This is a genomic window from Micromonospora saelicesensis (assembly GCF_900091575.1).
Classification (GTDB): Bacteria; Actinomycetota; Actinomycetes; order Mycobacteriales; family Micromonosporaceae; genus Micromonospora; species Micromonospora saelicesensis.
The window spans coordinates 360,932-383,501 of sequence record NZ_FMCR01000007.1 but is presented as its reverse complement, the minus strand read 5'-3'; the positions used below and the strand labels follow the sequence as shown (position 1 = coordinate 383,501).

Genomic DNA, 22,570 nt, shown 5'->3' with positions numbered 1-22,570 from the left:
GGGCTGTATTGTCGCGCTGCTGTCGCACCCAAGCGCGGATCTTGCAAAAGCGGTCAGGCGACCCGGGCGTCGGCCGCGTCGAGGGCCGCGCAGGTGGCGCTCACGCCGTCGGCGGCAGCGTCGCGGGTGAGATGGCCGTAGATGTCGACGGTGGTGGCCACGTTCCTGTGGCGCAGCGTCTTGGACACCACGGCCATTGGCACCCCTTGGTTGATCATGATGGTGGCGGCGATGTGTCGCAGGTCGTGCACCCGGATCGCCGGGAGCCCGGCGTCGGCGGTGAGGCGGCGCAGGTGGTCGAGCACGTACTGCGGCCGCAGGGGTTGCCCATCAGGTCTGGCGAACACGAGGTCGAGGTTGTCGACCTGCACTGGCGTCCTCTCGCCGGCCCGCGGCTTCTGCGGGGCTACGACGTCGCCACCGGCACACGCGAGGACCTCGATCAGCTCACCGCGGTCCTGTACGCGGACGTCGCGCGCTGCCTGGGCGCCTCCGACGGTCACCCGCGGCCGACGGAGGGGTCGCCACCGGGAAGTCCTTCGACCGGAGGTCCGACATGAGCGCCATCGCGGTGGTACGCAACGCCCAGGACCTGCTCGCCGAGGCAGGGCTGCACGGCGCCTTCCTGGTCCGCGACCTCGACACCGGCGCGGAGACTTGCGTCCGTCAGAGGCGGTGGAGGCCTTCGCTCAGCTGGTGGATGACCCGCCACTGTGCCTGGTCGCCCGTGGGACGGGGGAAGCCGCCGTGCCGGAAGGCCCAGTTGAGGTAGGCCATCAGGGGCATGCGTGCCTCGCCGACGAAGTACGCGTCGGCGGATGCGTCGGGCAGGATGAGGCCGTAGGGGCCGCCGCCGCTGACGTTGTCCTTGTGGTAATGGTCGGGCGCGACGGGTAGCAGGAACAGCTCGTCTTGGTCTTCCTGGTCTTCCTGCCACGCCTCGATCTCTTCCGCGAAGTAGTCGCGGATGTCGCTGTTCGGGTAGCGGGAACCCGCCAACTCCAGCACGAGCGGGTCGGCCGCAGCCGAGTTGGGCCATTGCGGATGCGTTCCCACCAACCACACGTCGCCCACGATCCGGATCCACGACGACAGCACCATCGGGAGTGGGCCGAGACGCTGTTCCAGCCAGTGAAGGAGCTCTTCCGCCTTCGGGCCCGGCGGCGTGTATGGCTCTGTCGGGGTCTGGTCGTCGTCGTTCCGGTGGAATCGGTAGCCCTGCTCGCGCAGTCGCGCGACAAGCGTTTCGATGTTGCTCCGGGCTCGGCGGGCCATCTCGTCGCATACCGCCTGCGCCTGCGGGGCGAAGGCTGGCTCACGGACACGGCTCCCCAGCTGCCGCATCTCGTGCCATACCCGATCTTGTTGCCCGTCGACGTAGCGGTCTACCCAGTCCAGGTGCTTAATCATCGCGATTATGGTGCCGCAGGTGATCTCTTGAAGCAACGGTCCTTGCGACACCGCGCGCCCAGGCGCGCGGTACACATTCGCTCTGCTGGTCGAAGGTTGTAGCCGCTGGCGGTCGCGCGAGGCAGGAGTTCGTCCGGACAGCCTGGCATGGGAAGCGCTTGACGATCCGCGGTAACGAACCCGGTAACCGAGGGGATCGCAACGGGCGGATGAGGCGGTATGCCACCGGCACGGAACGGCATAAGCGGGCGCCGTCGATGAGCGCGGTGTCGGCTTGGGTGAGGATCGGCGGTCCGCGCGGCGATGTGGTCAGGACCTGTCGGCAGTGGTCGAGTTCGACGTAGAGCGCGTCGCTGGTGATCGTGGTGTCTTGTTGGACGGCGAACCGTCAGCGTCCGTTCGGCGGCCATACGCCAGTGCTGTGGTAGGAGTAGTCGGCACCCGATACACGTGCAGATGCGCCTGGGACGGGAGTGACGTCCGGCCCGGCCCTGGGCGGAGAGGCTGGTCCCTGGCCTCGGTGGCGACCACAGCTGACCATTCCTGGTTGCATCCGGATGCCGCTGCTCGGCTGACACGAGTTCCCGTACGACCATCTTCTCCACCCTTGTCCCGCAGATGAAGGCGCCGGTACCGAGCCTGGTCGAACGCGGTCCGCTTCGCGCTGGTTGTCCGGTTGAAGGTTGGGGTGACTGGCGCGAGTTGGTGGTACTAGCCGGGGAGTTCGTGGGCGCGGCGGTATTGGTCTCTGCTGGTGTGGAGGGTGACGTCGCAGGCGGCGAGGACGTCGGCGAAGGCCGCGTACTGGTCGATGCGCAGTATCCACCCGTGGTAGACCGTGGCACCGCCGGCGGGCATGGCCGTGAGTGCGCGGTGCGGGTCGCCGCGGGTCAGCGCGTCGTGGTCGACCACTGCGGCGTCGATCCCGGCGGCACGCGCCGAGTCGGCTTCGAGAGCGAAATGGTCACCGGCCGTCGGGGCCGTAGGGGGTTTGCGGGACCAGCAGCGTCATCCCGGCATCGTGCGCGAGTTACGACCACCGGTCGCCGCTACGGTGGGGATCGCGGTTGGGATCGATGCCTGACGGGCACGGTATGCCGGCGTCGTTGAGGACGCACGATGCTGGCGAGACTGCGGCCAGCCAGGCGTTGGGCGAACATCCACCGCACTGGCCCCGGGTGGCCCGGTCGCCTGCCGGCGGCTACGGGCGTTGCCGGGGTCGGCGAGGCGCGTCACGGTGCCGGGTGGGGCGCCGAGGCCGGCGCACGCTTGGCCCGCTGGATCTGCGCGTAGACGTGGGTCCGCAGCTCGGTGAACCGGGGCAGAGCCCGGGTGGTGAGCTGATCGCGTTCCCGCGGGAGGTCGATCACGAGGTCTTCCTGCACCCGGGTCGGCGAGTGGGACAGGACGAGCACGCGCTGGCCCAGATACACGGACTCGTCGATGTCGTGCGTCACGAAGACAGTGGAGATACCGCGGTTCAGGTGCAGGTCGCGTACGAGGTCCTCCAGGTCCGCGCGGGTCTGCGCGTCCACCGCCGCGAACGGCTCATCCATGATCAGCACTTCGGGTCGGTACGCGATGGCGCGCGCGATGGCCACCCGTTGCTGCATCCCGCCGGAGAGCTGCCACGGATGGCTGCGTGCCGACTGCGGCAGTCCGACCGCGTCGAGGGCGTCGGCGACCCTCCGGTCGCGTTCGGCGCGGGAGAGCTTCTTGTGTCGAAGGGGAAGCTCCACATTGCCCCGGACCGTCAGCCAGGGATAGAGGCTGCGGCCGTACTCCTGGAACACCACTGCCATCGCCGGGCTCGGGCCCGTCACCGGAGATCCCTCCATCTTGACGAGGCCGCTGGTGGGCCGGAGCAGTCCGGCGAGGCATTTCAGGAGGGTGGTCTTTCCGCAGCCCGACGGGCCGACGACGCACAGCAGTTCGCCGGGCATCATGGTGAAACTGAGATCCCCGATCGCCTCGACCTCGCCCCGGCCGGAGGCGTAGACCTTCCGCAGGTGCTCGACCCGCAGCAGCGGACTTGCGTCAGGCACGGGTGACCTCCCTCATTCCGTGGTACCAGCGCAGGACGCGGCGTTCGACGACGCCGAAGGCCACGGCGAGGAGGACGCCGAGGAGGCCGAGGAGGAGGATGCCGCTCCACATCTCGGCGATGAGGTAGTTCCGCTGAAAGTAGGCGATCCGGTAGCCGAGGCCGGCCGAGGACGCGAACATCTCCGAGATGACCATGAGGATCAGGGCCACCGAGAGTGCCTGCCGTACGCCGGTCATGATGCGCGGACTCGCCGCCGGGAGGATCAGCAGCCACACCCGTTCCCACCGGGAGATCCGGTACGAGTCGGCGGTCTCCAGCATCACGCTGTCGGTCGCCCGGACGCCCTCGATCGTGTTCAGCAGGATCGGCCAGATCGCGCCGGACACGATGACGACGACCTTCATGGTGTCGGTGATGCCGAGCAGTAGCATCGCGACCGGAATCAGCACCGGTGGCGGAATCGCGCGGAAGAACTCCAGCAGCGGTTCGAGGATCTCGCGTAGCGGGCGGAACCGGCCGATGAGGACGCCGGCGGCGACGCCGAGCATGATCGACGCGAACAGGCCGGCCAGCAGCCGGTACACGCTCGGCAGCACGTCGTCGACGAACGCCGGGCCGATCCAGGTCTGCCGGAACGCGTCGAGGAGCGGGCGGGGGCCGACGAGGAACCGGTTGGCCGACCGGGTGGACCAGACGGCCCAGAGCCCCACGGCCAGGACGGGAAGCCCGACCGCGTACAGGACGTCCTCGGCGACCCGGACGCCGAGGCCGCGAGGGGCGGTCCTGCCCGCACCGAGGGCGGTCATCGGGTTGCCTCGTCCGCGAGCACCGACTGGTGCCAGGCCAACGAGCGCCGTTCGGCGAAGCGGAACACGACGTTCACCACCACGCCGAGGAGCCCGGTGACCACGACGAGGCCGTACAGGCCGACGGCGTCCCCGGCGGAGCGCGACAGCTCGATCATGCGTCCGAGGCCGGGGTTGCCGATCACCATCTCCGCGGTGACGGCCAGGATGAGCGCGACCGCCGCGGCGAGGCGCAGGCCGGTCATCAGGTATGGCAGAGCGGTCGGAAGGACGAGATACCGCAGCCGCTCGTAGCGGGTGAGGCCGAAGCTCCGCGCGGTGTCCCGGGCGACCGTGTCGACGTCGGCGACGCCGTAGATCACCTGCACGAACACCTGCCAGAACGCCGCGTAGACGATGATGACGAGTGCGGCGCGCATCTGCAGGCCGAACATCAGCACGGCGAGGGGGATCAGCGCGACCGACGGCACCGGCCGCAGGAACTCGACTGTCGTGTGCGTGGCGCGACGCAGGAACGGCACCAGCCCGACCACCGTCCCCAACCCGACCGCGGCGAGCGTCGCCACCGTCAGGCCGATCGCCCACGACGTCATGGTGAGCCGGAGCCGCCGCCAGAACGCCAGGTCGCGGACCTCGTGGAACAGCCGTCCGAACACGTCGGTGGCGTACGGCAGGTCGTGCCGGTCGACCAGCCCCAGAGCCGGGAGCAGTTGCCAGACGGCGAGGAACCCCAGCAGGCCGACGGCGCCCAGCAGGATCTTGCGCATCGGTCGGCTACTGCTGCTGGACGAGACGGTCGAAGTCGGGCTGCCGGTCGAGTACGCGGTACTTCTGAGCGAGCGTCGCCAGTTGCTCCAGGCCGGCCCGGTCGATTTCCCACCCGAACGCCGGGAGCCGGACGGAGTCCGCTACCGCATCCGGCAGTTCGAGGTTGTCCTTGATGGCCTGCCGCAGGCCGGCCTGGTTGGCCGGGTCGTTGGCCCAGGTGAGCGTCTTCTTCATCGCCGACGAGAAGTCCGCCACCAGCGTGGCGTCGGAGTCCTTCAGCTTGCTCGACGTGATCGTGGTCAGGGTGGTGAGTCCGGGAACGGTGGCCTGGTATGGAGCGACCACGAGAACGTCACCGCGCTTACGCATCTGGGTGATGAACGGCTCGGTCACCCAGGCGGCGTCGATGTTGCCGGCGGCGAGCTGGGCCGGTGCGTCCGGGAAGGCCACCTCGACGAACTTGACCTCGGTGGGATCGCCGCCGTCCTTCTCGACCGCTGCCATGATCGTGACGTCGCCAGCGGCGCCCAGGCTGTTCACCGACACCTTGCGTCCGGCGAGCTGGGCCGGCCGGGTGATACCGGACTTCGCGGACGCCACCACGGCGTTGATGTCGTCGCCGTCGGCGTAGGACGACGCGTAGTTCCCGATGATCACCACGCCGAGGTTCTGCAGATCGGCGCGGAACGGGCCGAACGGCTGGCCGATGGCGAAGTCGATGTCACCGTTGATCATGGCCGGGATGGCCTGGGCGCCGCCCTGTGCGGGCACCACCTCCACGTCGAGCCCCTGCTCCCGGAAGATGCCCGCCTTGATGGCGCCCCACAGCGCGGCGGTCTCGCTGATCGGCAGCGCCGCCACGCGGACCTTCCGCAGGTCGCCGCTCGCCCCGGGGGACGGATCGGTGGCATCGGAATCCGTGCAGCCGGTCAGGGCGATCACGACGCCGGCGAGAACAGCGAGGGCAGTGACCTTCTTCATGGACGGGCCCTTCCGTGCGCAGCGCTTGTGCAGCCTGAGGAGTGGGGTCGACGGAGTGCCGAAAGCATCCGACCGCGTCGATCAGCGTCATGCAGAAGCGATTGATTGTCAAGAATTCCCAAAGGGCGAATCGCATAGCGGTGCGAGTGGTCCGATGGCGATGAGAACACGTCTTGACGGCCGACGATTTTGTGACCAAACTGTGCGGTTGGTGGCGCGGGGCGGAGAGGGCGACGACGTGGCAATCGTGATCGTGGGCGCTGGTATCGGTGGCCTCACCACCGCGCTCAGCCTGCACCGGGCCGGCTTCCGTGAGATCACCGTCTACGAGCGCGCCACCGCGCTGCGCCCACTCGGCGTCGGAATCAATCTACTCCCGCACGCCGTCCGTGAGCTGACCGAATTGGGTCTCGGGGAACGCATGGAAAGGCTGGGCGCCGCACCCGGCACGCTTGCCTACTACAACCGCTACGGTCAGCAGATCTGGAGCGAGCCACGCGGACTGGACGCCGGATATCGCTGGCCGCAGCTTTCCGTGCACCGCGGCCGGTTCCAGATGGAACTGCTCGCCGTGGTGCGGGAACGGCTGGGCGCCGACGCGGTGCGCACCGGGCACCGGCTCGTCGGCGTCCGCGACGGCGTCGCGCACTTCGAGACGGCGGCGGGGGAGGTGAGCGTCGCTGGCGACCTGATCGTCGGAGCGGACGGCATCCACTCCGCGGTGCGCCGCCACCATCGGCCCGGCGAGGGGGCGCCACTGTGGAACGGGCTGACACTGTGGCGGGGGACGGCACGGGCACCCGGATTCCTGGACGGGCGAACCATGATCATGGCCGGGGACGCGGAACAGAAGTTCGTGGCTTACCCGATCGGCGCCGGCCTGATCAACGTCGTCGCCGAGCGGCGCGGGCCCGGTTTCGCCGGGCCCAACGCGGACTGGAACCGGACGGTCGACCCCGCGCCGGTCGTCTCGCTCTTCGCGGACTGGCGTTTCGCGTGGCTCAACGTGCCGGAACTGCTGGCCGCCGCCGACGAGATCCTCGAATACCCCATGGTGGACCGCGATCCGATCGACACGTGGACCCACGGCAACACCACGCTGCTCGGCGACGCGGCCCACCCGATGTATCCGAACGGTTCCAACGGGGCGTCGCAGGCGATCCTGGACGCACGCACCCTCGCCTTCCACCTCGCCACCGCGCCGACGGTCCGGGCGGCGCTCGACGCCTACGAGGCGGACCGGCGGCCCGCGACCACCGCGCTCGTGCTGAGCAACCGGCGGCAGGGCCCGGAACAGGTGATGGTGCTCGCCCACGAGCGCGCGCCGGACGGGTTCACGCACATCCACGACGTCATCCCGCCGGAGGAGCTCACCGCTATCGCCACCGGCTACAAAAAGGCGGCCGGGTTCCTACCCGCCGACCTCAACGAACGGGCCTCCCTGACGCCGACGGCCTTCCCGGGCGTCCTGCCGTGACCGGCCCGGAGCCGACCGAACTGGACGCGGCGCGACTGGCGTCGGTGATCTCACCGCTGCGCCGCATGCTGCTCGCCGCAGCCCGGGCCGCCGAGCACCTGCCGGAGATCCCGGACGCGCAGATCGAGATCGTGCGGGCCCTGCCCCGGGGCACCGTGGCCGGCCCCGGTGAGCTGGCCGAGCGGCTGCGCCTGAGCCGATCCACGGTCAGCAACCTGCTCACCGCGATGGAGGGCAGCGGTCTCGTCGAGCGTCGCCCCCGTCCCGGCAACCACCGCCACGTCGACGTCCTCGCCACAGCGAAGGCCCTCGACCTGTTCGACCGCTTCGACCTCGCGAGCGGAGACCTGGTCGCCCGCGCCGCGGCGACCCTGCCGGCGGCGGACCGCGCGGCCCTCGCCGCCGCGGTGCCCGCGCTGGAACGCCTCCGCGACGCCCTCGCGCACGCCAAGGACACTCCATGAGTACGCGCCGAGCCGCCGGTCGGGACGCCGTGACTGCCCCGCCGGCTCCCGGGCTGGAGGCCGCGTTCGAGGTGGAGGTGCGGCTGGGCGCGCTGGAGGACCACGGGATGACCCGTGCCGGTCACCGTCGCGTGGTGCCTGTTGTCGGCGGCCGGGTCACCGGTCTCTTCGAAGCCGACATCTTGCCCGGCGGCGCCGACTGGCAGGTGGTCCGCCCCGACGGCGCGATCGAGATCGACACGCGCTACTCGGCGCGTACCGCCGACGGCGGTCACGTCTACCTGCGTACGTTCGGCGTCCGCAGCGGCCGCGCGGAGGTCCTCGAGGCGTTGCTGCGCGGCGACGCCGTCGACCCGTCCGAGTACTACTTCCGCCTGGGCGTACGACTGGAGACGTCGATGCCCGCGCTGGCCGTCCTGGAGCAGTCCGTCTTCGTGGCGTCGGCGATCCGCGAGGCCGACCGGGTGCGCTACACCGCCTACCGCGTCACGTAGCTGTTCCCGCCCAGGGCTGCGACAGGGCGCGCTTGTCGGGCTTGCCGCTGGGAGCCACTGGCACCCGGTCGATCGACTGGATGGTCCGGGGGACCGACGGTTCCCCCAGCGTCTGCGCCACCACCGCACGCAGCCGCTCGGCATCAGGCACGCGACCGGCGGCAGGCACCACGTACGCGTGCACCGCCTCCCCGGTGACGTCGTCCGGACGCGAGCGATTGATGTGCTGCGGGCTCGCGGCGGTGCCTTCGCTGGTCCGGTAGACACCGGACGCCCCAGCACCGCTGACCCGTCGGTCTACCGACCGGTGGTTGAAGCCACTGGTGGTCGTGCAAGACAAGAATTCGTCCGGACTTCTTGGCATGGGAAGCGCTTGACGATCCGCGGTAACGAGCCCGGTAACGGACGGGGGAGCGGGTGAGGAGGCCCAACTTAGGTGTCCGTGAGTTTGGGCGCCGTTTGTCGGTGACTTTCGGTCTCACCCCTCGGCGGCCGGTTCTTGGATTCGTGAGTTTCCGGACCACCGTGAGCGGGTTTACTCAGTGTTGCTGCTCGCGTGGGCGTCCGACGCGCCGCCGATGTTAGGTTCGCCGGCATGACTGTGCAGATCACGGCCGGGCAGTTCCACGCGGCCGACGGTGTCGAGGACTGGCGTTCCCTCTACCACGTGGTCTCGGCCTATTTCCCGACCGGCTCGCTGGCTAGGGGCGTCGCGCTCGTCGATGAGATCGGCCGGCTCGCAGACGAGGCCCAGCAGCAGTATCTCAACATCGACCTGCGCAACGCCGGCGTCACAGTGACCCTGAGTTTGCGTGACATCGCGCTGGCCCGGCGGATCTCGGCCGCCGCCAAGAAACTGGACATCCCTGCCGACCCGACCGCCGTTCAGCTCATCAACGTCACCCTCGACGCACTCGTCGGCGCGGAAGTGCTGCCGTTCTGGCGTGCGCTGCTCGGCTATCGCCAGATCGGCGACGACTACCTGTTCGACCCGTCGCGCCGCGGCCCGGGCTTCGGGTTGCAGCAAATGAACGCCGCGCGCCCACAACGCAACCGCATGCACCTCGATGTCGCTGTCCCGCACGATCAGGCCAAGGCTCGCATCGCCGCCGCCCTCGCCGCCGGCGGCCACCTGGTCTCCGATGCGCACGCGCCGATGTGGTGGGTCCTGGCCGACGCCGAAGGCAATGAGGTGTGCGTCGCCACCTGGGTCGGCCGCGAATAGCTGACCTGCTCGGGCACCCGTCGCCGGTGCGTCCGATGATGATGCGGCGGCGTGCGCATGACGCGCAGACCTTCGGGTTCGCGGCGGGGTCCGTAGCAGACGTGGTAGGCGATCTCCCCGGTCGTCGTGCTGCGCCGCGCGAGCAGCCAGTGCCCCCGGCCGGGCTGCCAGCGTTCAGACAGAACGATCCTCGTATCCCGAGGACACGCTCAACATCACTTCGTGTTGGTGTCGATGGTGTAAACCACGTCTGGCCCGACGTCGTGGCGGGTGATGCCGGGTACGTCGGGGATGTTAAGCAGTGGTTCGTACGGGGTGCCTTGGACCCGGTTGCGCAGCAGGACGACGCTGCGGATGCCGAGCTGGTGCAACCGATCCAAGGCCGGCTCGCTGGGGAAGGTCGCCATAACGTCGCGGATCGCCTGACGGTTGGGTGTGGTGTAGCTGGCCGCACCGTTGACCATGGCGGGAAAACCGTCGGTCGACCACAGTAGGACGTGGAGGTCGATGCCGTCGTCGGACGGCAATACCATGATCGGAGCGTGCGCGGAGGCTAGCGCCATCGCGGCCGGTTTGGCTGGGGTTTGGGGGTGGTCCAGGTCAGGCAGGCCCTCAGCTAGCACGAGGACCAGCAACGGAACGGTCAGTAGCCGTGCCGCTCCCACCGACCATTTCGGCTTGGCGCCCCGGCGAGCGACCTCGGCCAGGTGGGTAACGAGGCCGGCCGCGAGGATGGCCAGGCAGAGAGTGGGCCACAAGATCAACCGTCCTGGTGTACGGGATCCATCGAACCCGGGCACGTAAAGATAGAGCAGGCGGTAGATCGGCCCGTTCGTGCCCAGCGCGAACATCACTCCGACGACCACCCCAAACAGCAGCAGAAGCCGTTGCACCGGTGACCAGCGGGATAGGAACAGGCCGGCGAAGGCCAGTAGATACAGTGCATACCCGCATAGCAGCACTTTCTCAGTCGGTACGCCACCAAGAGCGGTGCGGGCGTCGTTGTGCAGGGTGCCCCAGGGCAGCGAGGACTGCGGAGCCACGAGAAGTCCGCGCAGTGTCGGGGAGAAGTACGCGACGTAGTCCCAGTCCCGGGTGACATCTGGGTTGAGGTCGCGCACGTGTTTGTACGCGTACGCGAAGTATCCGGTCACCGCGGTGAAGACCAGCCCGCCGATCAGATCACCGACGATCAGCCGGAGGCTAAGGCGTGGGCGGTGAATCAGCCAGGCTATCAGTGTGATCAGGCAGAGGGCGGCGAGGACGTATACGAATCCCAGCCCAACGCCGAAGCCTAGGCTGACCTGCCAGGCCGCAACCAGCCAGCCAGCGAACGCCCATCCCGGCCGGACTCGTTCGGCAAGGTAGCCGCGGGTGAACGAGAGTCCGTGGCCGCGCGCCAGCATCGCCAGGGCCAGAGTGATACCACCGGTGGAGAGAATATTCAAATGGCCGGCGTGGCCGTAGCGCCAGGGCGCGTAGGCGAGGGCGGCCCCGGCTACCGCGGCGGCGACCTTATTCGCGCCAAGTTGGCGCAGGAGCGCGTAGCCGCCGAGGAAGGCGAGCGCGAAAGCCAGCACGAACAGGATGTTGTAGCGCAGCACGGCGCCGACTACACCGTTGCCTATCAGCCCTGCCGGGGCATAGCCGAGCAGGCTGTCGTTCAGGGCTAGGCCGTACGTGTCGGGATAGAAAGCGTTGGTATCCCACAGGCCACGCAGACCGTGGGTGAGAGCGTGGCCACCCCATCCCACCAGCCATGCTTGGGCCGTCGGGTCACCCACGTCACCGACGATGGTGTGGGCCGGGTCGGCGATCGGCGCAGTCTTGGCGCCGGCAGTCACCACGCGAACCGCGTACGGCGGAATCAGCCAGATCATCGCGACAGCGAGGAGCACTGAACCGAGGCCCGCGATGCTCAGTTCCCGCCGATGGGCCCCACGTGTCAGCCAATCCCTCGTGCCTGAACTGGCACGCGCGAGTCGGCCGTTTTTTCCAAGCTCGCTGAGAGCGACGGCTGATGTGGGGCCTTCTGCCGGTGGCTCTACCTGCGTCATCACATTGACCCTCACTGTTGAACCGCCGCAGTAAATCATGAGCAGGACGGCGCATAGAGTCAAGACCTCGATCAATGCTGCCCAGGTAGCCGAGACTTACGCTGTTTATCAAAGGCGCCTTGTCACCCAGGAGTCGCGATCGCTGCAGCGGCGAATTTTGCCGCTGTCGGAACAGGACACGCCAGGGTTGCTGCAGGACCTCGCCCGGGTTCCGGACCCACGGGACGCTGGTGGCCGGATCCATCCGCTGCCGGGACTGCTCGCGATCGCGGCGGTGGTTTCGGGAATCGAGCCGCGTCGTGGAGATCGTCGAATGTGCCGCCGACCTGCCGGAGCGGCGTGGGAGCGTCTCGGTGCAACCCGCGACGCGTTCACCGGTGTCCGGCGGGTGCCTGACGACAGCACCCTGTCCCGGTACTGACCGGTATCGAGGCGGACGCCCTCGATGCTGCGGTGTGTCGCTGGCTGCTCAGCCGGCCGGGTCTGACCGGGGCCGGCAGACGAGTGATCGCGGTCGACGGCAGGACACTGCGCGGCAGTGGACCGACCGGGGCCCAGGTGCACCTGCTGGCCGCACTAAACCAGGCAGGCGGTGGTCGGGTCGGGAGGTCGGGGATGAACGTGGCGTCACTCGCGCGGAAGGGGCCTCGCAGAAGGTCGGCGGTAGACCAGATGAGGCTGGCCAGATCCTGCGAGCTGTCTCTCACTGCCGCACTCCATGGTGGCTGGTGTCAGCGTGGATCGCTGGACTTGTCCGACAGTCTCACCACCGGGATACAACGCTTCCGCTGGCGGATTCTCACGGGGGCTTCCATTGAGGATCGCTGCCGATGAGCCGAGCAACTGCACTATCTATCGCCTCACCGCTGACGTGGTGGCGAGGACGCCATGTCCGCTGATACGGGTGAATTTGGCGAACGGCGAGTTCCTCCGGGCCAGTTCCCGGGAACCGTGCCGGACAGCAGCTTGCCTGGCCGCTGCCGGTGCGGTTGGACCCAGAGCGGGGCGTTGCCTACCCTCCGTCAGCGGCCAGTCGATTAGCATCTCGATGTCGGCCTCGGTGACGTCCTGGCTCGGCTTCTCGCCGAGGCAGGCCCGAACGGGTAGGTGTCGGCCGGGCTACGGTGCTGCTGGGGACAAGCGGTCCTTCGGGCGGTGAGGCCGACGGGTGACGTCGCAGCCCTGTTCGGCTAGCTCGGTCTGCTCGCCGGCTCGAGATGCGATCCGCTTGGACGACCCTCACTGAGGTGGCAGTGGTGCGGCTGGGCGTACCGCCGTGAAGTCGGCGTGTTCGTATCGGGTGGCGGACAGCAGCAGCAGCCACTCGTCACAGCCCTGCCACGGGTACAGGTCGGCGGCTCCGCCGCGTACGGTCCGGGGCCCGTCTCCGGTCCGTGGTCGCGCGTCTGCCGGTGCGCCGTCGAACCCGGGGATCCACACGTCGGCGCAGAGTTCGTTCGCCGATCCCATCGCCGCCAGCCCGAACGCGTTCTCGCTGGCGGCCGTCCGTGTCTCGTCGCCGAAGTCGTCGAGGAGTTGGTCCTCGTCGGGCTTCCCGTCACCGCGGAACGTCAACATGCTGGTCCCGGCCCGCGCCGCGTATTCCCACTGCGCCTCGCTGGGCAGCTGGAACGGCAACAGCTTGAGCAGGTTCTCCAGGTCGCCTTCGAGTCGGGCCGTGCCGGTGTCCGCCTCGGCGTAGTCGTCTTCGTACTCGGGCAGCCAGTGCTGAACCTGCGCCACGGTCAGCGGGTGCCGGGCGAGCAGGAACGGCTCGACCCGCACTTCGCGTACCGGTTGTGCGTTCCCGGCACTGGCGAGGAACGGGTCGATGGTGTCCTCGACACCGCCGCTGCGCTCGATGGCGCGTACCGCGTCCAGCTCCGCCTCGGACAGTCCCATCCGGAACGTGCCGCCCGGAACCTTCCGAAACACGACCCTCGACGGGATGTGCCGCCATGCAGGGCGCCCGGCCACGATCTCCTCGGTCCACATGGCGGCGAACGCTAGCAGCCAGCCGCCCAGCGGTCTCTCCCGATGACCCGCAGCTCTCGTGCGCTGAGTGTCATCGGCGGGGGGAGTAGGGCAGGTCTTAAGGGTGACAGGCGAAGCGGGCGGCGGTGAGATAGCGCCGCTACCGTAACGCGATGGGTCATGGCGCGATGGAGCAGCCTCGAACCCGACTGAACAGGCGGCGGGGAAAGGGACAGCTATGCAACTGGTCGCGGGCGAACCGATGGAGTACCTGGGCGGTGACATGCTCGTCGAGGTGGACCATCCGGCAGTGCGGGCGTTAGCTGGTGAACTACGCGCGGCGCATCCGGACGACGTCGACTTCATGCGGGCCGCCTTCGCATGGGTTCGCGACCGGATTCGGCACTCCGTGGACGCCCAGGATCCGCGGATCACCGTCACCGCTGGCGAGGTGCTCAGTGCCGGCGTCGGCCTCTGCTATGCCAAGTCGCACCTGCTGGTGGCCGTGGCCCGGGCCGCCGGCGTTCCGGCCGGGTTGTGCTACCAACAGTTGACCGACGGGGGAGAGCCCTTTCTGCACGGCCTCGTTGCCGTATACCTCGCGGGCCGTTGGCATCGCCAGGACCCGCGCGGCAACCGCACCGGCATCGACGCCCAATTCCGGCTCGGGCGTGAGCAACTGGCCTACCCGATCACCAACGGATCGGCCGGTCTCAACTTTCCTGAAGTGCACGTGCGACCCTCGCCCAATGTGATCGCAGCCCTGCGCGGTGCTCGAGACGCTCTTGAGCTGTGCCGCGCCGGGTTGCCCGCTACGCCGTGAGTCGGGACAGCGGATGTCGGCCATGGGAGATTCGCGGCAACACACTCTTTTCGGCTATGCGCGCGCACCGCGTCGGGTCGTGGAGGCGCGTCTGGCTGAGAGGGCTCGTGACAAAGACGGGTCCCGAACGCCTGCCTCGCGACCCGTCAAGGTGGGCTGATCTTCAGCTGAGCGGGATGGGGCCGATAAGGCGTATCCCACGTCGGCATCGGTCCGTGGCGGTCCACCGACACGAACCCCTTGCCCCGGGTAGGCGAGTCGCGACGGGCAGGCGCACGCTGTTTCCTGGTGACGGCACGTCCCCGCCGGTAGACGCTCTCGGTGACCGTCGTGCCGGAGTACGACAGACCGATGACCGGTGAGGTGTGGGCCGGCAGCCGGCCGGGCCGCGCGGCCACGAGCCCGCGCGGCGTGAGGGAGCGCACGCCGGCCGCCTCGACGAGCTGGCGGCGGTTGCGGGGTTACGGCTGCTGCGCCTCCGGTGGGGGCGCTCCGGCTCCAGGATGGCCGGGGCGCCGTCGGCGGGTCACGGTCCGTGGGTGCTTGCGGTGGCGGGTGGCGCGGTAGCTGGGGTCGGCTCTGCGCGAGTGACAATCTGGGTGACGACGGGTGTGACCATCCACGGGTGTGTCGGTCAGGTCGACGACCCATGATCGTTCCTTGATACGGCACGAGGGGCTGATAGAGGTCTCGGACCTATTCGTTGATCATTGAATGATGCGACGGCCGAGGGTTGTTGGGGTGGTTGGTTGGCTCATGATCGGCGGGGGAATCTTGCTTCCGCTGTTCGCTTGCTGCATGGGAGCGACGATCCCTTACCAGGACCCCACCCCAGAGATGGCGCAGCAGTACGACAAGGAGGTTGCCGCGTCCGACCGTCTGCTCTACCTCGGGTTGGCCCTTGGTCTATTGCTCCTGATTGCTGGCACTGGAGCAGTTGCCGGAAGCGCGAGGAGCCGCCGCAGACCCTCTGACCGGGAGAAACCGGGACGATAGGCGTGCCCGATCTGTGCCCGATGCAACGGTCAACATCGGCCAACACTGGCACTTCCACGGTGTCGAGCTGGAACGCTCTGTGCTGTCCGCCGGCCGCGCGGCTACCCCTAGTGTCAATCAAGGCGATTCCCAAGCTAACCGTCTCGTTGGTCAGCGCGGGTAGGTTCTCGCGCCACTAGAGTCCGAGGCATGCGGGTCGTCGTCCACTCGGTCAGGTTCCCCGACCTTGAGGAGCAAGGCCCACCCGAGGACCCCGCCGTCACGGCACAGCTCGTGGAAATCTATGCAGGCCCAAGTGACGGTCCGGGTGAGGAGCGGTTCCAAGCGACGGTATGCACGCCGGCTGCTCTGTCGCGGATGCTCGCCAAGCAGGACGTCGTCGTTGGAAGACACTGGCTCTTTGTCGATCAATTCGACGCTGGCCGCGTGGAGCACTTCCTCCGCAGGCTCATCCAGAACGTTGAGGGTGCCAGCTGGAGCGAGGTCGCTGCGAAGGTCGGACGCCTGGCGCAGCACGAGTTTGAGGACTACACCGGCTGAGTGACTAACCGAGTGACGACCGACATGCACACCGCCGGACGACAGTGGACGTGAGCGGAACTTCTCGCAGCTCAGCAGACGGATCGAAGCTGGTCTAGCCGGCCAGGAACTTTCTTCGGGACGAAGAGGTCAGTCCTGGCCCGTCGTCTCGTTGGAGTGCCTGAAGCGCTGGCCAATCCCGATGCAGGCAACAACGGCAGACAGGTCATCGGTGAAGAAGAGTTGGAAATGGTGGTCCGGGTCTGTGACCTTGACCCAGCCCAGGCGCACAGGCTGATCCGTCGCGTCATGCAGGCGTTCGACGCCTTGACGGAAGCTGAGCGTGGCGATCCCACGCTGTCGGCAGTGCCGCTCCCGGCGGTCGTAGATGCGGGCGTAGTGGCTTGCCGGCAGGGCACCATCCGTGATGGTGAAGTCCGCACCGCGATCGAGCGCGTTTCGGCACATCGCGTCGGCGCTGCCCTCGCCCGTCAATAGAGCGATCAGTCGACGCCGTTCCACGCGGACGACAGTAGCTGGGCCACGCCGAGCGACGCCCATGTCCCGTTCGGCCAGCGTCGTGCCCGATCCGTGCCCGATGCAGCGGTCAACACGGGGCCACAGAGGCACGGACCTGTCGCTGTCCGGACAGCGACATTTGCCAGCTTCATCACGAGGGGGTCGGCCCTCGCCGAACTGGGCCACCTCGGGTTCATGTCGTCGTACGGCGTTCATCCGTGCGCGTTGGTCAGCTCCACCGGGCGCGTGCGTAGGGCACCGATCGCGGGCAGCACGGAAGCGGCGACGGCGATCACCGCGCACACCCCGAGCGTCGCCGCGAGGGTCTGCCAGGGCAAAACCACGGTCGACCAGACCGACAGCGCGGCCAGCGAGCCCCAGATGCCGAGCACGTTGAACGCCGTCACGATCGTGCCGAGCACTGCGCCGACCGCCACGACCGTCAGCGCCTCGACGCCGACCAGGACGAGGATCTGCTGGTTCGTCGCGCCGACGAGCCGCAGCACGGCGAGGTCGCGTACCCGGTCCGAGGTGACCATCACCATCGTGTTGCCCAGCGCGATACCGGTGTAGATCAGCGCGATGCCGAGGACCAGGAGGTAGCCGATGCGGGTCTGGCGGCTGGTGCTCGGGTACTCCGACTGGATCCACTCCGCCCGGCTCTGCACCTCGGCCCCGGTCGGCTGCAGGGCGGCCCGCACTGCCGCAGCACCGGCGATCGTGTCGGCGTCGACGGCCCACGTGACGTCCAGCCGGTCCGGTGCCACCCCGGGGGCGTTGCGGGGGGTCACGAAGACGGCGTTGTTGCCCGTACCGGCAGCGATGACGGCGGCGATCCGCAGCGATACCTTCGTGCCGTCGCCGAGCCAGACGTCGACCCGCTCGCCGACGGTGTGCTGCGCCCACTCGTCGTTGACGACGATGCTGCTGTCGTCGAGGTCGGCCAGGTCGCCGGAGCGCACCGGCAGCTTGCGGGCGACGGCGAGCTCGCGGGGATCGACGGCGTGCGCGTCCGAGCGGATCAGGGCGGTGCCCTCCTCCAGGGTGTACACGGCGGTGGCGGCGCTGGCTGTCACCGTGGCGCCGGGCACCTGCCGGACCTGCGTGACCGTACGGCTGTCGAAGCCCGCGGCCGCGTCGCCTGCCTGCACGATCAGGTCGGCGCGGGTCTGGTCGCGGATCTCGGCCACCTTTGCCTCGCTGATGGTCGCCGTCGCCCCCAGCAGCGATCCGGCCAGTGCCACGGTTACCAGCACCGGGGCGGCGATCGCCGCGGTACGCCGGACCCCGGCGGCGGCGTTCTCCCGCACCAGCATGCCGGTGGCACCGGGTAGTTGCGCGGGAAGCCAGGCGAGCAGCCGGGTGAACGGCTGGACGAGGATCGGCGCGAGCAGTGCCACCGCGGTGATCAACAGCATCGGCTGGGTGGTGTACGTCTTGCGGTGCAGGGCGTCGGCGGGGTCGGACAGCATCCGCCAGAAGAGCATGCCGAGCCCGGTGGTGAGCAGCCCTGCGCCGACGATCCAGCGCCCGAGCGTCATCGCCCTGCTGTCCACCGACGCCTCGCGCAGCGCCTCCACAGGACGGATCCGTCCGGCCCGGACCGTCGCCACCGTGACGCCGGCCAGCGCCATGAGCAGTCCGGCCCAGAAGGCCACGTGGTACGGCCACGAGTGGGTGCCGATGGTGAACCACGGCGGGGCGAGTTGTTCGTCGACGAGCAGGCTCGCGAGCCAAGGGGCGCCGTACGAGCCGAGCACGCACCCGGCGGTCGAGGCGAGCACACTCACCGCCGCCGCCTCCATGAGCATCATCGAGCGGACCTGCCTCGGGGTGGCCCCGGCAGTACGCATCAGCCCGATCTCGCGGCGCCGCTGGGCTACGGCGAAGGCGAACGTGGACGCGACCACGAAGACGGAGACGAACGTGGTGACGCCGCCGGCGGTGCCCAGCAGCGCGTTCATGGCGATGAGGGCGTCACGGTCGCGGTTGGGCTCCGGATCGGCCCGGTGCCGGTCGTCGCCGGTGAGCACCTGCATGTCAGCGCTCGGGCCGACGAGCCTCCGGACCGCATCGGGCGCCGCCTGCACGACGAGGTTGTCGATCCGAGGCGACAGCTTCGCCGCCTCCTCGTCGGTGAAGAACATCGCCTCCTCGAAGCGGGCCGGCGCGACCACGCCGGAGACCAGACGGTTGCTCAGCCCCGCAGACGTACGCACCGGCAGCGTCGTGCCGACCAGCGACGGGTCGCCGGCCAGCACGACCTCGCCGGGCTTGCGCGGTTCGCGCCCAGCGGTCAGCCGGTACCCGCCGAAGGCGGCGATCGACCACGGATGCCCGACCAGGCCGTCGTTGTCAACCGTGGCCACCCGGACCGGGAACGACCGGTCGGCGATGGTGGTCATCTTCGCGGCGAGCGCCGTGGCGATCTCGGGCGCGACCTCCCGCGGCTGCGCGAGCGGCTGGGTGCGGTCCCCGATCGGGGAGGGCACCCGCAGCTCGTCGGGGCCCCGCACCACCACCGGCGCCGTGGCGAAGCGCGCGGGCTTCTGCTGCGGTGCGTCCAGTGTCGAGGCGAGCCCGAGGCCCATAGTGGCGATCAGGGCTACTCCCAGTGCCAGTGCGACGAAGGTGCCAATGAGCGTCACCCAGCGGGTCCGCAGCGTACTGAGGATCACGGTCAGCACGCGACAGTCTCCATCCGGGTCATGCGGGCCGCGACAGCCGCGGCGGTCGGCGACTTCAACTCGCCGTTGAGGTGGCCGTCGGCGAGGAAGACGACGCGGTCGGCGTACGACGCGGCGACCGGGTCGTGGGTGACCATGACGATGGTCTGCCGCTGCTCGTCCACCATGGTTCGCAGCATCGTGAGCACATCGCGGCTGGTGGTGGAGTCCAGCGCGCCGGTCGGCTCGTCGGCGAAGAGCACCTCGGGTTGGGTGATCAGTGCCCGGGCGATGGCGACCCGCTGCTGTTGGCCGCCGGACATCTCACCGGGGCGGTGCGTGGCGCGGCCGGCCAGCCCCACCTGGGCCAGGGCGTCCTGGATCTGGGAGCGGCCAGTCCGGCGCCCAGCCAGGCGCAACGGCAGCGCCACGTTCTGCTCGGCCGTCAGGGCCGGCAGGAGATTGAAGGACTGGAACACGAAGCCGATGCGCTCGCGGCGCAGCAGGGTCAACTTCGTCTCGTTGAGCGTCGTCAGGTCCGTCTCGCCGAGCAGCACCGAGCCGGAGGTCGGGCGGTCGAGACCAGCCGCGCACTGCAGCAGCGTCGACTTGCCCGAACCGGAGGGGCCCATGACAGCGGTGAAGGTGCCCACGGAGAAGGACAGTGAGAAATCGTTCAGAGCGGTCACCGCTCCGTCGCCCGCCCCATAGGTGCGGGTGACGGAGCGGAGCCGGATCGCGTCACGGGTCATGGTTCAACGTTGGTGTACGGCGAGACTGTGCACAGTCTCGCGGGGGTGAGTCTTTGTGGTAGTGCTAGCGATACGGGCCAGGGGAATCGGGCTGCTCGGATCGATGTGACCGCCGGCTCTCCGGTGCGAGGCCGACGGCCGCTTGAGCTCGCCGTTGCGCACCGCTGGTGCTTGCGGGTGATCAGCGCGGATGCCGATGAAGGGCACTGCTGCCTCGAGCGCCAGTCGCAAAAGGACCACGAGCAGTGTGCCCCACAGCTCAATCGTCGTGATGTTGTTGGCCAGCCAACCGGTCATCGGGTCATCGCCCTCGGTGGCGTGGTTGCCGATGCGGTCGTACTTGATCAAGAAAACCGGAATGACGAGCGCGCGAGCCTCTCCGGAAGCGAGTCTTTTTGGTCATGCGGGGCACTGCCTCTCCGGTCGCACCTGCTGGCTGGTGACGCGATCACGCCCCGTCTACGGTTGTCCGAGTGATCGCGCAGAATGTGTGGCAGGCCTTGGGTCGGCCCGGTTTCCTGTGTTCCGGCTGGCTCTTGCGCTCGGTGGGATATCTGACCGTCAGTGGATTGACCGGATTGCTGACGCTGGTCGTCGCGCTGCTTCTGCTCTCGGTCGGCGGGCTGCTGGCGGTGGTGGTCGTCGGCATCCCCCTGCTCGGCGCGATCGCTCTGCTGGGCCTGCCCGTGGCTGGCATCGAGCGCTGGTCGTTGCGGATGATCGATGCCCGGCCGGTGCCGGACGCGCACCGAACCCCGCCGCGCCCGGGCCCCGCCTCGTGGCTGCGAACCCGTTTCACCGAGCCGGTCACGTGGCGCGAACTGGGATATGCGGCGCTGCTCATGCTGGTGCTCTGGCCGATCGACCTGCTCGCCGTGATCCTGGGGCTGACCGTGCCGCTCGCGTTGCTCGCCACCCCGCTCCTGCTTGCCACCGTGGGCGAAGGACAGCAGGTCAACGTGCTCAAGGCGTACCCGGTCACCTCCTGGCCAGCTGCCTTCGCCACCTGCGCCGCGGGGCTCGTCGCTCTGGTTGCCTGCGCGTACGGGTTGGGTCTGCTGGCTGGTTCCCGTGGGGCGCTGGCCCGATTCCTCATCGTCTCGCCGGTCAGTCCGCTGGGCGACCGGATCACCGAGCTCACCCGCTCCCGGCTCCGCCTGGTCGACGCGTTTGAGGCCGAGCGCGGGCGCATCGAGCGGGACCTGCACGACGGTGCACAGCAACGCCTCGTGGCGCTCACGATGATGCTCGGCATGGCCCGGCTGGACGCGCCCGCCGGACCGCTAGCTGAGCAGTTGACCCGCGCGCACGACGAGGCCGAAAGGGCTCTCGTGGAGTTGCGGGAACTGATTCGCGGCATCCATCCACCGGTCCTCACCGATTACGGCCTCGATGCGGCGCTCGTTGATCTCGCGGCTCGATCCGCGATTCCGGTGGACGTTCACCTTGCCCTGCCGCAGCGATTCTCCCGGCCGATCGAGTCGACGGTCTATTTCGTTGTTTCGGAGGTGCTGTCGAACATGGCGAAGCACTCCGGCGCAGACCACGGCGAGATCTTCGGCGGCTATTCGCATGGCCGCTTGGTGGTAACCATCTGCGACAACGGCCGCGGTGGTGCCGACGTCGGCGCGGGGACGGGCCTGCTCGGTCTCGGCGACCGGGTTTCTGTCGTCGATGGCAGACTGTCGCTGTCCAGCCCGCTGGGTGGACCCACCCAGATAGTCGTGGAGATTTCTTGCCAGCCACTACCGGGCTCCGAATAGTCCTCGCCGAGGACAGCGTTCTGCTGCGGGAGGGTCTGATCGGCCTGATGGCGCGGTTCGGGCACCGGGTCGTGGCCGCGGTGTCCGAGGCCGACAGCCTGCGCGATGCGGTGCAGACGCATGATCCCGACGTGGTCGTGACCGATGTGCGCATGCCACCGGGATTCAGGGACGAAGGGCTGCGTGTCGCCGTGGAGTTGCGCCGCATCCGCCCCGGCCTGCCGATCCTGGTGCTCAGTCAGTACGTCGAGACGGTGTACGCCACGGAATTGCTCAACGTCGGTGACGGGACGAGCCTCGGTTACCTGTTGAAGGACCGCATCGGGCAGGTGGAAGAGTTTCTCGACGCCCTCAACCGGGTCGTGAGAGGGGACACCATCGTGGATCCCGAGGTCGTGCGGCAGATGCTGCGCCGGCGGCGGAACCCCTTGGGACCGCTCACCGCTCGCGAGCGCGAGGTGCTGGCGCTGGTCGCGGAGGGCCGCTCCAACGCCGCGATCGCCGCCGGACTGGTGGTGACTGAGGCGGCGATCGCGAAACACATCCGTAGCATCTTTCACAAGCTGGACCTGCCGCAGGCCGAGGAGAACCACCGGCGTGTGCTGGCGGTGCTCACGTTCCTCCGCGCCTGACCCTGGCCTGCGCTTTTTCCTTCAGCGAGGCCGCCAACGCGCGCTAGCAGGGTTGCCAGATTCAGCAGTGGGTGCTCTGCGTACCGTCGAGCTGCGATCCGCAGATGACCCAGATCAACCATGGCGCGCGTTGACGGACCAGGCCTTTCACGGAGTCCTCCACGATGGTCCGCTCGCGTACTGGGGTCATGGCTGGT

At 68.7% G+C, this 22,570-nt stretch carries 23 protein-coding genes and 1 pseudogene; 10 read left to right on the top strand and 14 right to left on the bottom strand.

The window, feature by feature from the left end; all coding sequences use genetic code 11:
* Nucleotides 1-53: 53 nt before the first annotated feature.
* Nucleotides 54-503, bottom strand: coding sequence for a tyrosine-type recombinase/integrase (locus tag GA0070561_RS28185; RefSeq protein ID WP_208603875.1), 450 nt, complete (start codon nucleotides 501-503; stop codon nucleotides 54-56).
* Between the two features lie 53 nt (nucleotides 504-556).
* Between GA0070561_RS28185 and GA0070561_RS34375 the strand changes: the two are divergent.
* Nucleotides 557-655 (top strand): annotated as a pseudogene (locus GA0070561_RS34375) (serine hydrolase); the annotation flags it as partial.
* An 11-nt stretch (nucleotides 656-666) separates the two neighbouring features.
* On the opposite strand, the gene GA0070561_RS28170 reads toward GA0070561_RS34375, so the two are convergent.
* The 6 genes from GA0070561_RS28170 to GA0070561_RS28145 form a co-directional block, all read right to left on the bottom strand.
* Nucleotides 667-1,410 carry a hypothetical protein gene (locus GA0070561_RS28170; RefSeq protein ID WP_141710479.1) on the bottom strand — a complete coding sequence of 248 codons (744 nt, stop codon included), beginning with the start codon at nucleotides 1,408-1,410 and terminating at the stop codon, nucleotides 667-669.
* A 711-nt stretch (nucleotides 1,411-2,121) separates the two neighbouring features.
* The gene (locus GA0070561_RS28165; RefSeq protein WP_091407183.1) at nucleotides 2,122-2,322 is read right to left on the bottom strand and encodes a hypothetical protein; all 201 of its coding nucleotides are present in this window, start codon (nucleotides 2,320-2,322) and stop codon (nucleotides 2,122-2,124) included.
* A gap of 320 nt (nucleotides 2,323-2,642) precedes the next feature.
* The gene (locus GA0070561_RS28160) at nucleotides 2,643-3,455 is read right to left on the bottom strand and encodes an ABC transporter ATP-binding protein (RefSeq protein WP_091407180.1); all 813 of its coding nucleotides are present in this window, start codon (nucleotides 3,453-3,455) and stop codon (nucleotides 2,643-2,645) included.
* Entirely contained in the window at nucleotides 3,448-4,263 is an 816-nt protein-coding gene (locus GA0070561_RS28155) for an ABC transporter permease (RefSeq protein WP_091407177.1), read from the bottom strand. Before GA0070561_RS28155 ends, GA0070561_RS28160 begins: the two co-directional genes overlap by 8 nt.
* Entirely contained in the window at nucleotides 4,260-5,030 is a 771-nt protein-coding gene (locus tag GA0070561_RS28150) for an ABC transporter permease (RefSeq protein ID WP_091407174.1), read from the bottom strand. The genes GA0070561_RS28155 and GA0070561_RS28150 overlap by 4 nt, the downstream gene beginning before the upstream one ends.
* A 7-nt stretch (nucleotides 5,031-5,037) precedes the next feature.
* Nucleotides 5,038-6,012, bottom strand: a complete 975-nt coding sequence (locus GA0070561_RS28145; protein ID WP_091407171.1) for an ABC transporter substrate-binding protein — start codon at nucleotides 6,010-6,012, stop codon at nucleotides 5,038-5,040.
* Between the two features lie 238 nt (nucleotides 6,013-6,250).
* On the opposite strand from GA0070561_RS28145, the gene GA0070561_RS28140 reads away from it, so the two are divergent.
* Genes GA0070561_RS28140 through GA0070561_RS28130 form a run of 3 tightly spaced genes read left to right on the top strand, consistent with a single transcriptional unit; the run spans nucleotide 6,251 to nucleotide 8,447 of the window.
* Nucleotides 6,251-7,489, top strand: a complete 1,239-nt coding sequence (locus GA0070561_RS28140; RefSeq protein WP_091407402.1) for a flavin-dependent oxidoreductase — start codon at nucleotides 6,251-6,253, stop codon at nucleotides 7,487-7,489.
* Entirely contained in the window at nucleotides 7,486-7,953 is a 468-nt protein-coding gene (locus GA0070561_RS28135; RefSeq protein WP_208603874.1) for a MarR family winged helix-turn-helix transcriptional regulator, read from the top strand. Before GA0070561_RS28140 ends, GA0070561_RS28135 begins: the two co-directional genes overlap by 4 nt.
* Complete coding sequence (locus GA0070561_RS28130) at nucleotides 7,950-8,447, top strand: DUF3237 family protein (RefSeq protein ID WP_091407168.1); 498 nt, start codon at nucleotides 7,950-7,952, stop codon at nucleotides 8,445-8,447. The genes GA0070561_RS28135 and GA0070561_RS28130 overlap by 4 nt, the downstream gene beginning before the upstream one ends.
* Here GA0070561_RS28130 and GA0070561_RS28125 read toward each other — a convergent pair.
* On the bottom strand, nucleotides 8,440-8,787 hold the full coding sequence (locus GA0070561_RS28125) for an AMP-binding enzyme (RefSeq protein WP_244166469.1): 348 nt from the start codon (nucleotides 8,785-8,787) through the stop codon (nucleotides 8,440-8,442). The genes GA0070561_RS28130 and GA0070561_RS28125 overlap by 8 nt on opposite strands.
* Nucleotides 8,788-9,042: 255 nt before the next feature.
* Between GA0070561_RS28125 and GA0070561_RS28120 the strand changes: the two genes are divergently transcribed.
* Entirely contained in the window at nucleotides 9,043-9,672 is a 630-nt protein-coding gene (locus GA0070561_RS28120; RefSeq protein WP_112624042.1) for a VOC family protein, read from the top strand.
* 215 nt (nucleotides 9,673-9,887) lie between these two features.
* On the opposite strand, the gene GA0070561_RS28115 is transcribed toward GA0070561_RS28120, so the two are convergent.
* Nucleotides 9,888-11,552: a hypothetical protein gene (locus tag GA0070561_RS28115; RefSeq protein ID WP_244166468.1), complete on the bottom strand. Its 1,665-nt coding sequence runs from the start codon at nucleotides 11,550-11,552 to the stop codon at nucleotides 9,888-9,890.
* Between the two features lie 214 nt (nucleotides 11,553-11,766).
* Here GA0070561_RS28115 and GA0070561_RS33325 point away from each other — a divergent pair, with 214 nt between their 5' ends.
* A complete protein-coding gene (locus tag GA0070561_RS33325; RefSeq protein WP_141710478.1) occupies nucleotides 11,767-12,150 on the top strand; it encodes a transposase family protein in 384 nt (127 codons plus the stop codon).
* Between the two features lie 818 nt (nucleotides 12,151-12,968).
* On the opposite strand, the gene GA0070561_RS28110 is transcribed toward GA0070561_RS33325, so the two are convergent.
* Nucleotides 12,969-13,724: a formylglycine-generating enzyme family protein gene (locus tag GA0070561_RS28110; protein ID WP_091407163.1), complete on the bottom strand. Its 756-nt coding sequence runs from the start codon at nucleotides 13,722-13,724 to the stop codon at nucleotides 12,969-12,971.
* Nucleotides 13,725-13,941: 217 nt separating this feature from the next.
* Here GA0070561_RS28110 and GA0070561_RS28105 point away from each other — a divergent pair, with 217 nt between their 5' ends.
* Nucleotides 13,942-14,526: a transglutaminase-like domain-containing protein gene (locus tag GA0070561_RS28105; protein WP_091407160.1), complete on the top strand. Its 585-nt coding sequence runs from the start codon at nucleotides 13,942-13,944 to the stop codon at nucleotides 14,524-14,526.
* A 1,185-nt stretch (nucleotides 14,527-15,711) separates the two neighbouring features.
* Complete coding sequence (locus GA0070561_RS28100; protein ID WP_091407157.1) at nucleotides 15,712-16,062, top strand: immunity 8 family protein; 351 nt, start codon at nucleotides 15,712-15,714, stop codon at nucleotides 16,060-16,062.
* Between the two features lie 129 nt (nucleotides 16,063-16,191).
* On the opposite strand, the gene GA0070561_RS28095 is transcribed toward GA0070561_RS28100, so the two are convergent.
* The 4 genes from GA0070561_RS28095 to GA0070561_RS28080 form a co-directional block, all read right to left on the bottom strand.
* Nucleotides 16,192-16,563 (bottom strand): hypothetical protein, encoded by a 372-nt coding sequence (locus tag GA0070561_RS28095; protein WP_141710477.1) that lies wholly within the window; start codon nucleotides 16,561-16,563, stop codon nucleotides 16,192-16,194.
* Between the two features lie 209 nt (nucleotides 16,564-16,772).
* Complete coding sequence (locus GA0070561_RS28090) at nucleotides 16,773-19,247, bottom strand: ABC transporter permease (RefSeq protein WP_091407153.1); 2,475 nt, start codon at nucleotides 19,245-19,247, stop codon at nucleotides 16,773-16,775.
* A complete protein-coding gene (locus GA0070561_RS28085; protein ID WP_091407151.1) occupies nucleotides 19,241-19,978 on the bottom strand; it encodes an ABC transporter ATP-binding protein in 738 nt (245 codons plus the stop codon). Before GA0070561_RS28085 ends, GA0070561_RS28090 begins: the two co-directional genes overlap by 7 nt.
* 3 nt (nucleotides 19,979-19,981) lie before the next feature.
* Nucleotides 19,982-20,326 (bottom strand): hypothetical protein, encoded by a 345-nt coding sequence (locus GA0070561_RS28080; RefSeq protein WP_091407148.1) that lies wholly within the window; start codon nucleotides 20,324-20,326, stop codon nucleotides 19,982-19,984.
* A 125-nt stretch (nucleotides 20,327-20,451) separates the two neighbouring features.
* On the opposite strand from GA0070561_RS28080, the gene GA0070561_RS28075 reads away from it, so the two are divergent.
* Both GA0070561_RS28075 and GA0070561_RS28070 read left to right on the top strand, forming a co-directional pair.
* The gene (locus tag GA0070561_RS28075; RefSeq protein WP_091407146.1) at nucleotides 20,452-21,741 is read left to right on the top strand and encodes a sensor histidine kinase; all 1,290 of its coding nucleotides are present in this window, start codon (nucleotides 20,452-20,454) and stop codon (nucleotides 21,739-21,741) included.
* Nucleotides 21,714-22,373 carry a response regulator gene (locus GA0070561_RS28070; RefSeq protein WP_091407143.1) on the top strand — a complete coding sequence of 220 codons (660 nt, stop codon included), beginning with the start codon at nucleotides 21,714-21,716 and terminating at the stop codon, nucleotides 22,371-22,373. Before GA0070561_RS28075 ends, GA0070561_RS28070 begins: the two co-directional genes overlap by 28 nt.
* The last annotated feature ends 197 nt before the right edge of the window (nucleotides 22,374-22,570 follow it).

Excerpts from the sequence above, each read along its gene's own strand:
- GA0070561_RS28170 (WP_141710479.1), bottom strand. The coding sequence starts at position 1,410 with ATGATTAAGCACCTGGACTGGGTAGACCGCTACGTCGACGGGCAACAA.
- GA0070561_RS28155 (WP_091407177.1), bottom strand. The coding sequence starts at position 4,263 with ATGACCGCCCTCGGTGCGGGCAGGACCGCCCCTCGCGGCCTCGGCGTC.
- GA0070561_RS28150 (WP_091407174.1), bottom strand. The coding sequence starts at position 5,030 with ATGCGCAAGATCCTGCTGGGCGCCGTCGGCCTGCTGGGGTTCCTCGCC.
- GA0070561_RS28145 (WP_091407171.1), bottom strand. The coding sequence starts at position 6,012 with ATGAAGAAGGTCACTGCCCTCGCTGTTCTCGCCGGCGTCGTGATCGCC.
- GA0070561_RS28130 (WP_091407168.1), top strand. The coding sequence starts at position 7,950 with ATGAGTACGCGCCGAGCCGCCGGTCGGGACGCCGTGACTGCCCCGCCG.
- GA0070561_RS28120 (WP_112624042.1), top strand. The coding sequence starts at position 9,043 with ATGACTGTGCAGATCACGGCCGGGCAGTTCCACGCGGCCGACGGTGTC.
- GA0070561_RS28115 (WP_244166468.1), bottom strand. The coding sequence starts at position 11,552 with ATGATCTGGCTGATTCCGCCGTACGCGGTTCGCGTGGTGACTGCCGGC.
- GA0070561_RS33325 (WP_141710478.1), top strand. The coding sequence starts at position 11,767 with ATGAGCAGGACGGCGCATAGAGTCAAGACCTCGATCAATGCTGCCCAG.
- GA0070561_RS28110 (WP_091407163.1), bottom strand. The coding sequence starts at position 13,724 with ATGTGGACCGAGGAGATCGTGGCCGGGCGCCCTGCATGGCGGCACATC.
- GA0070561_RS28105 (WP_091407160.1), top strand. The coding sequence starts at position 13,942 with ATGCAACTGGTCGCGGGCGAACCGATGGAGTACCTGGGCGGTGACATG.
- GA0070561_RS28100 (WP_091407157.1), top strand. The coding sequence starts at position 15,712 with ATGCGGGTCGTCGTCCACTCGGTCAGGTTCCCCGACCTTGAGGAGCAA.
- GA0070561_RS28085 (WP_091407151.1), bottom strand. The coding sequence starts at position 19,978 with ATGACCCGTGACGCGATCCGGCTCCGCTCCGTCACCCGCACCTATGGG.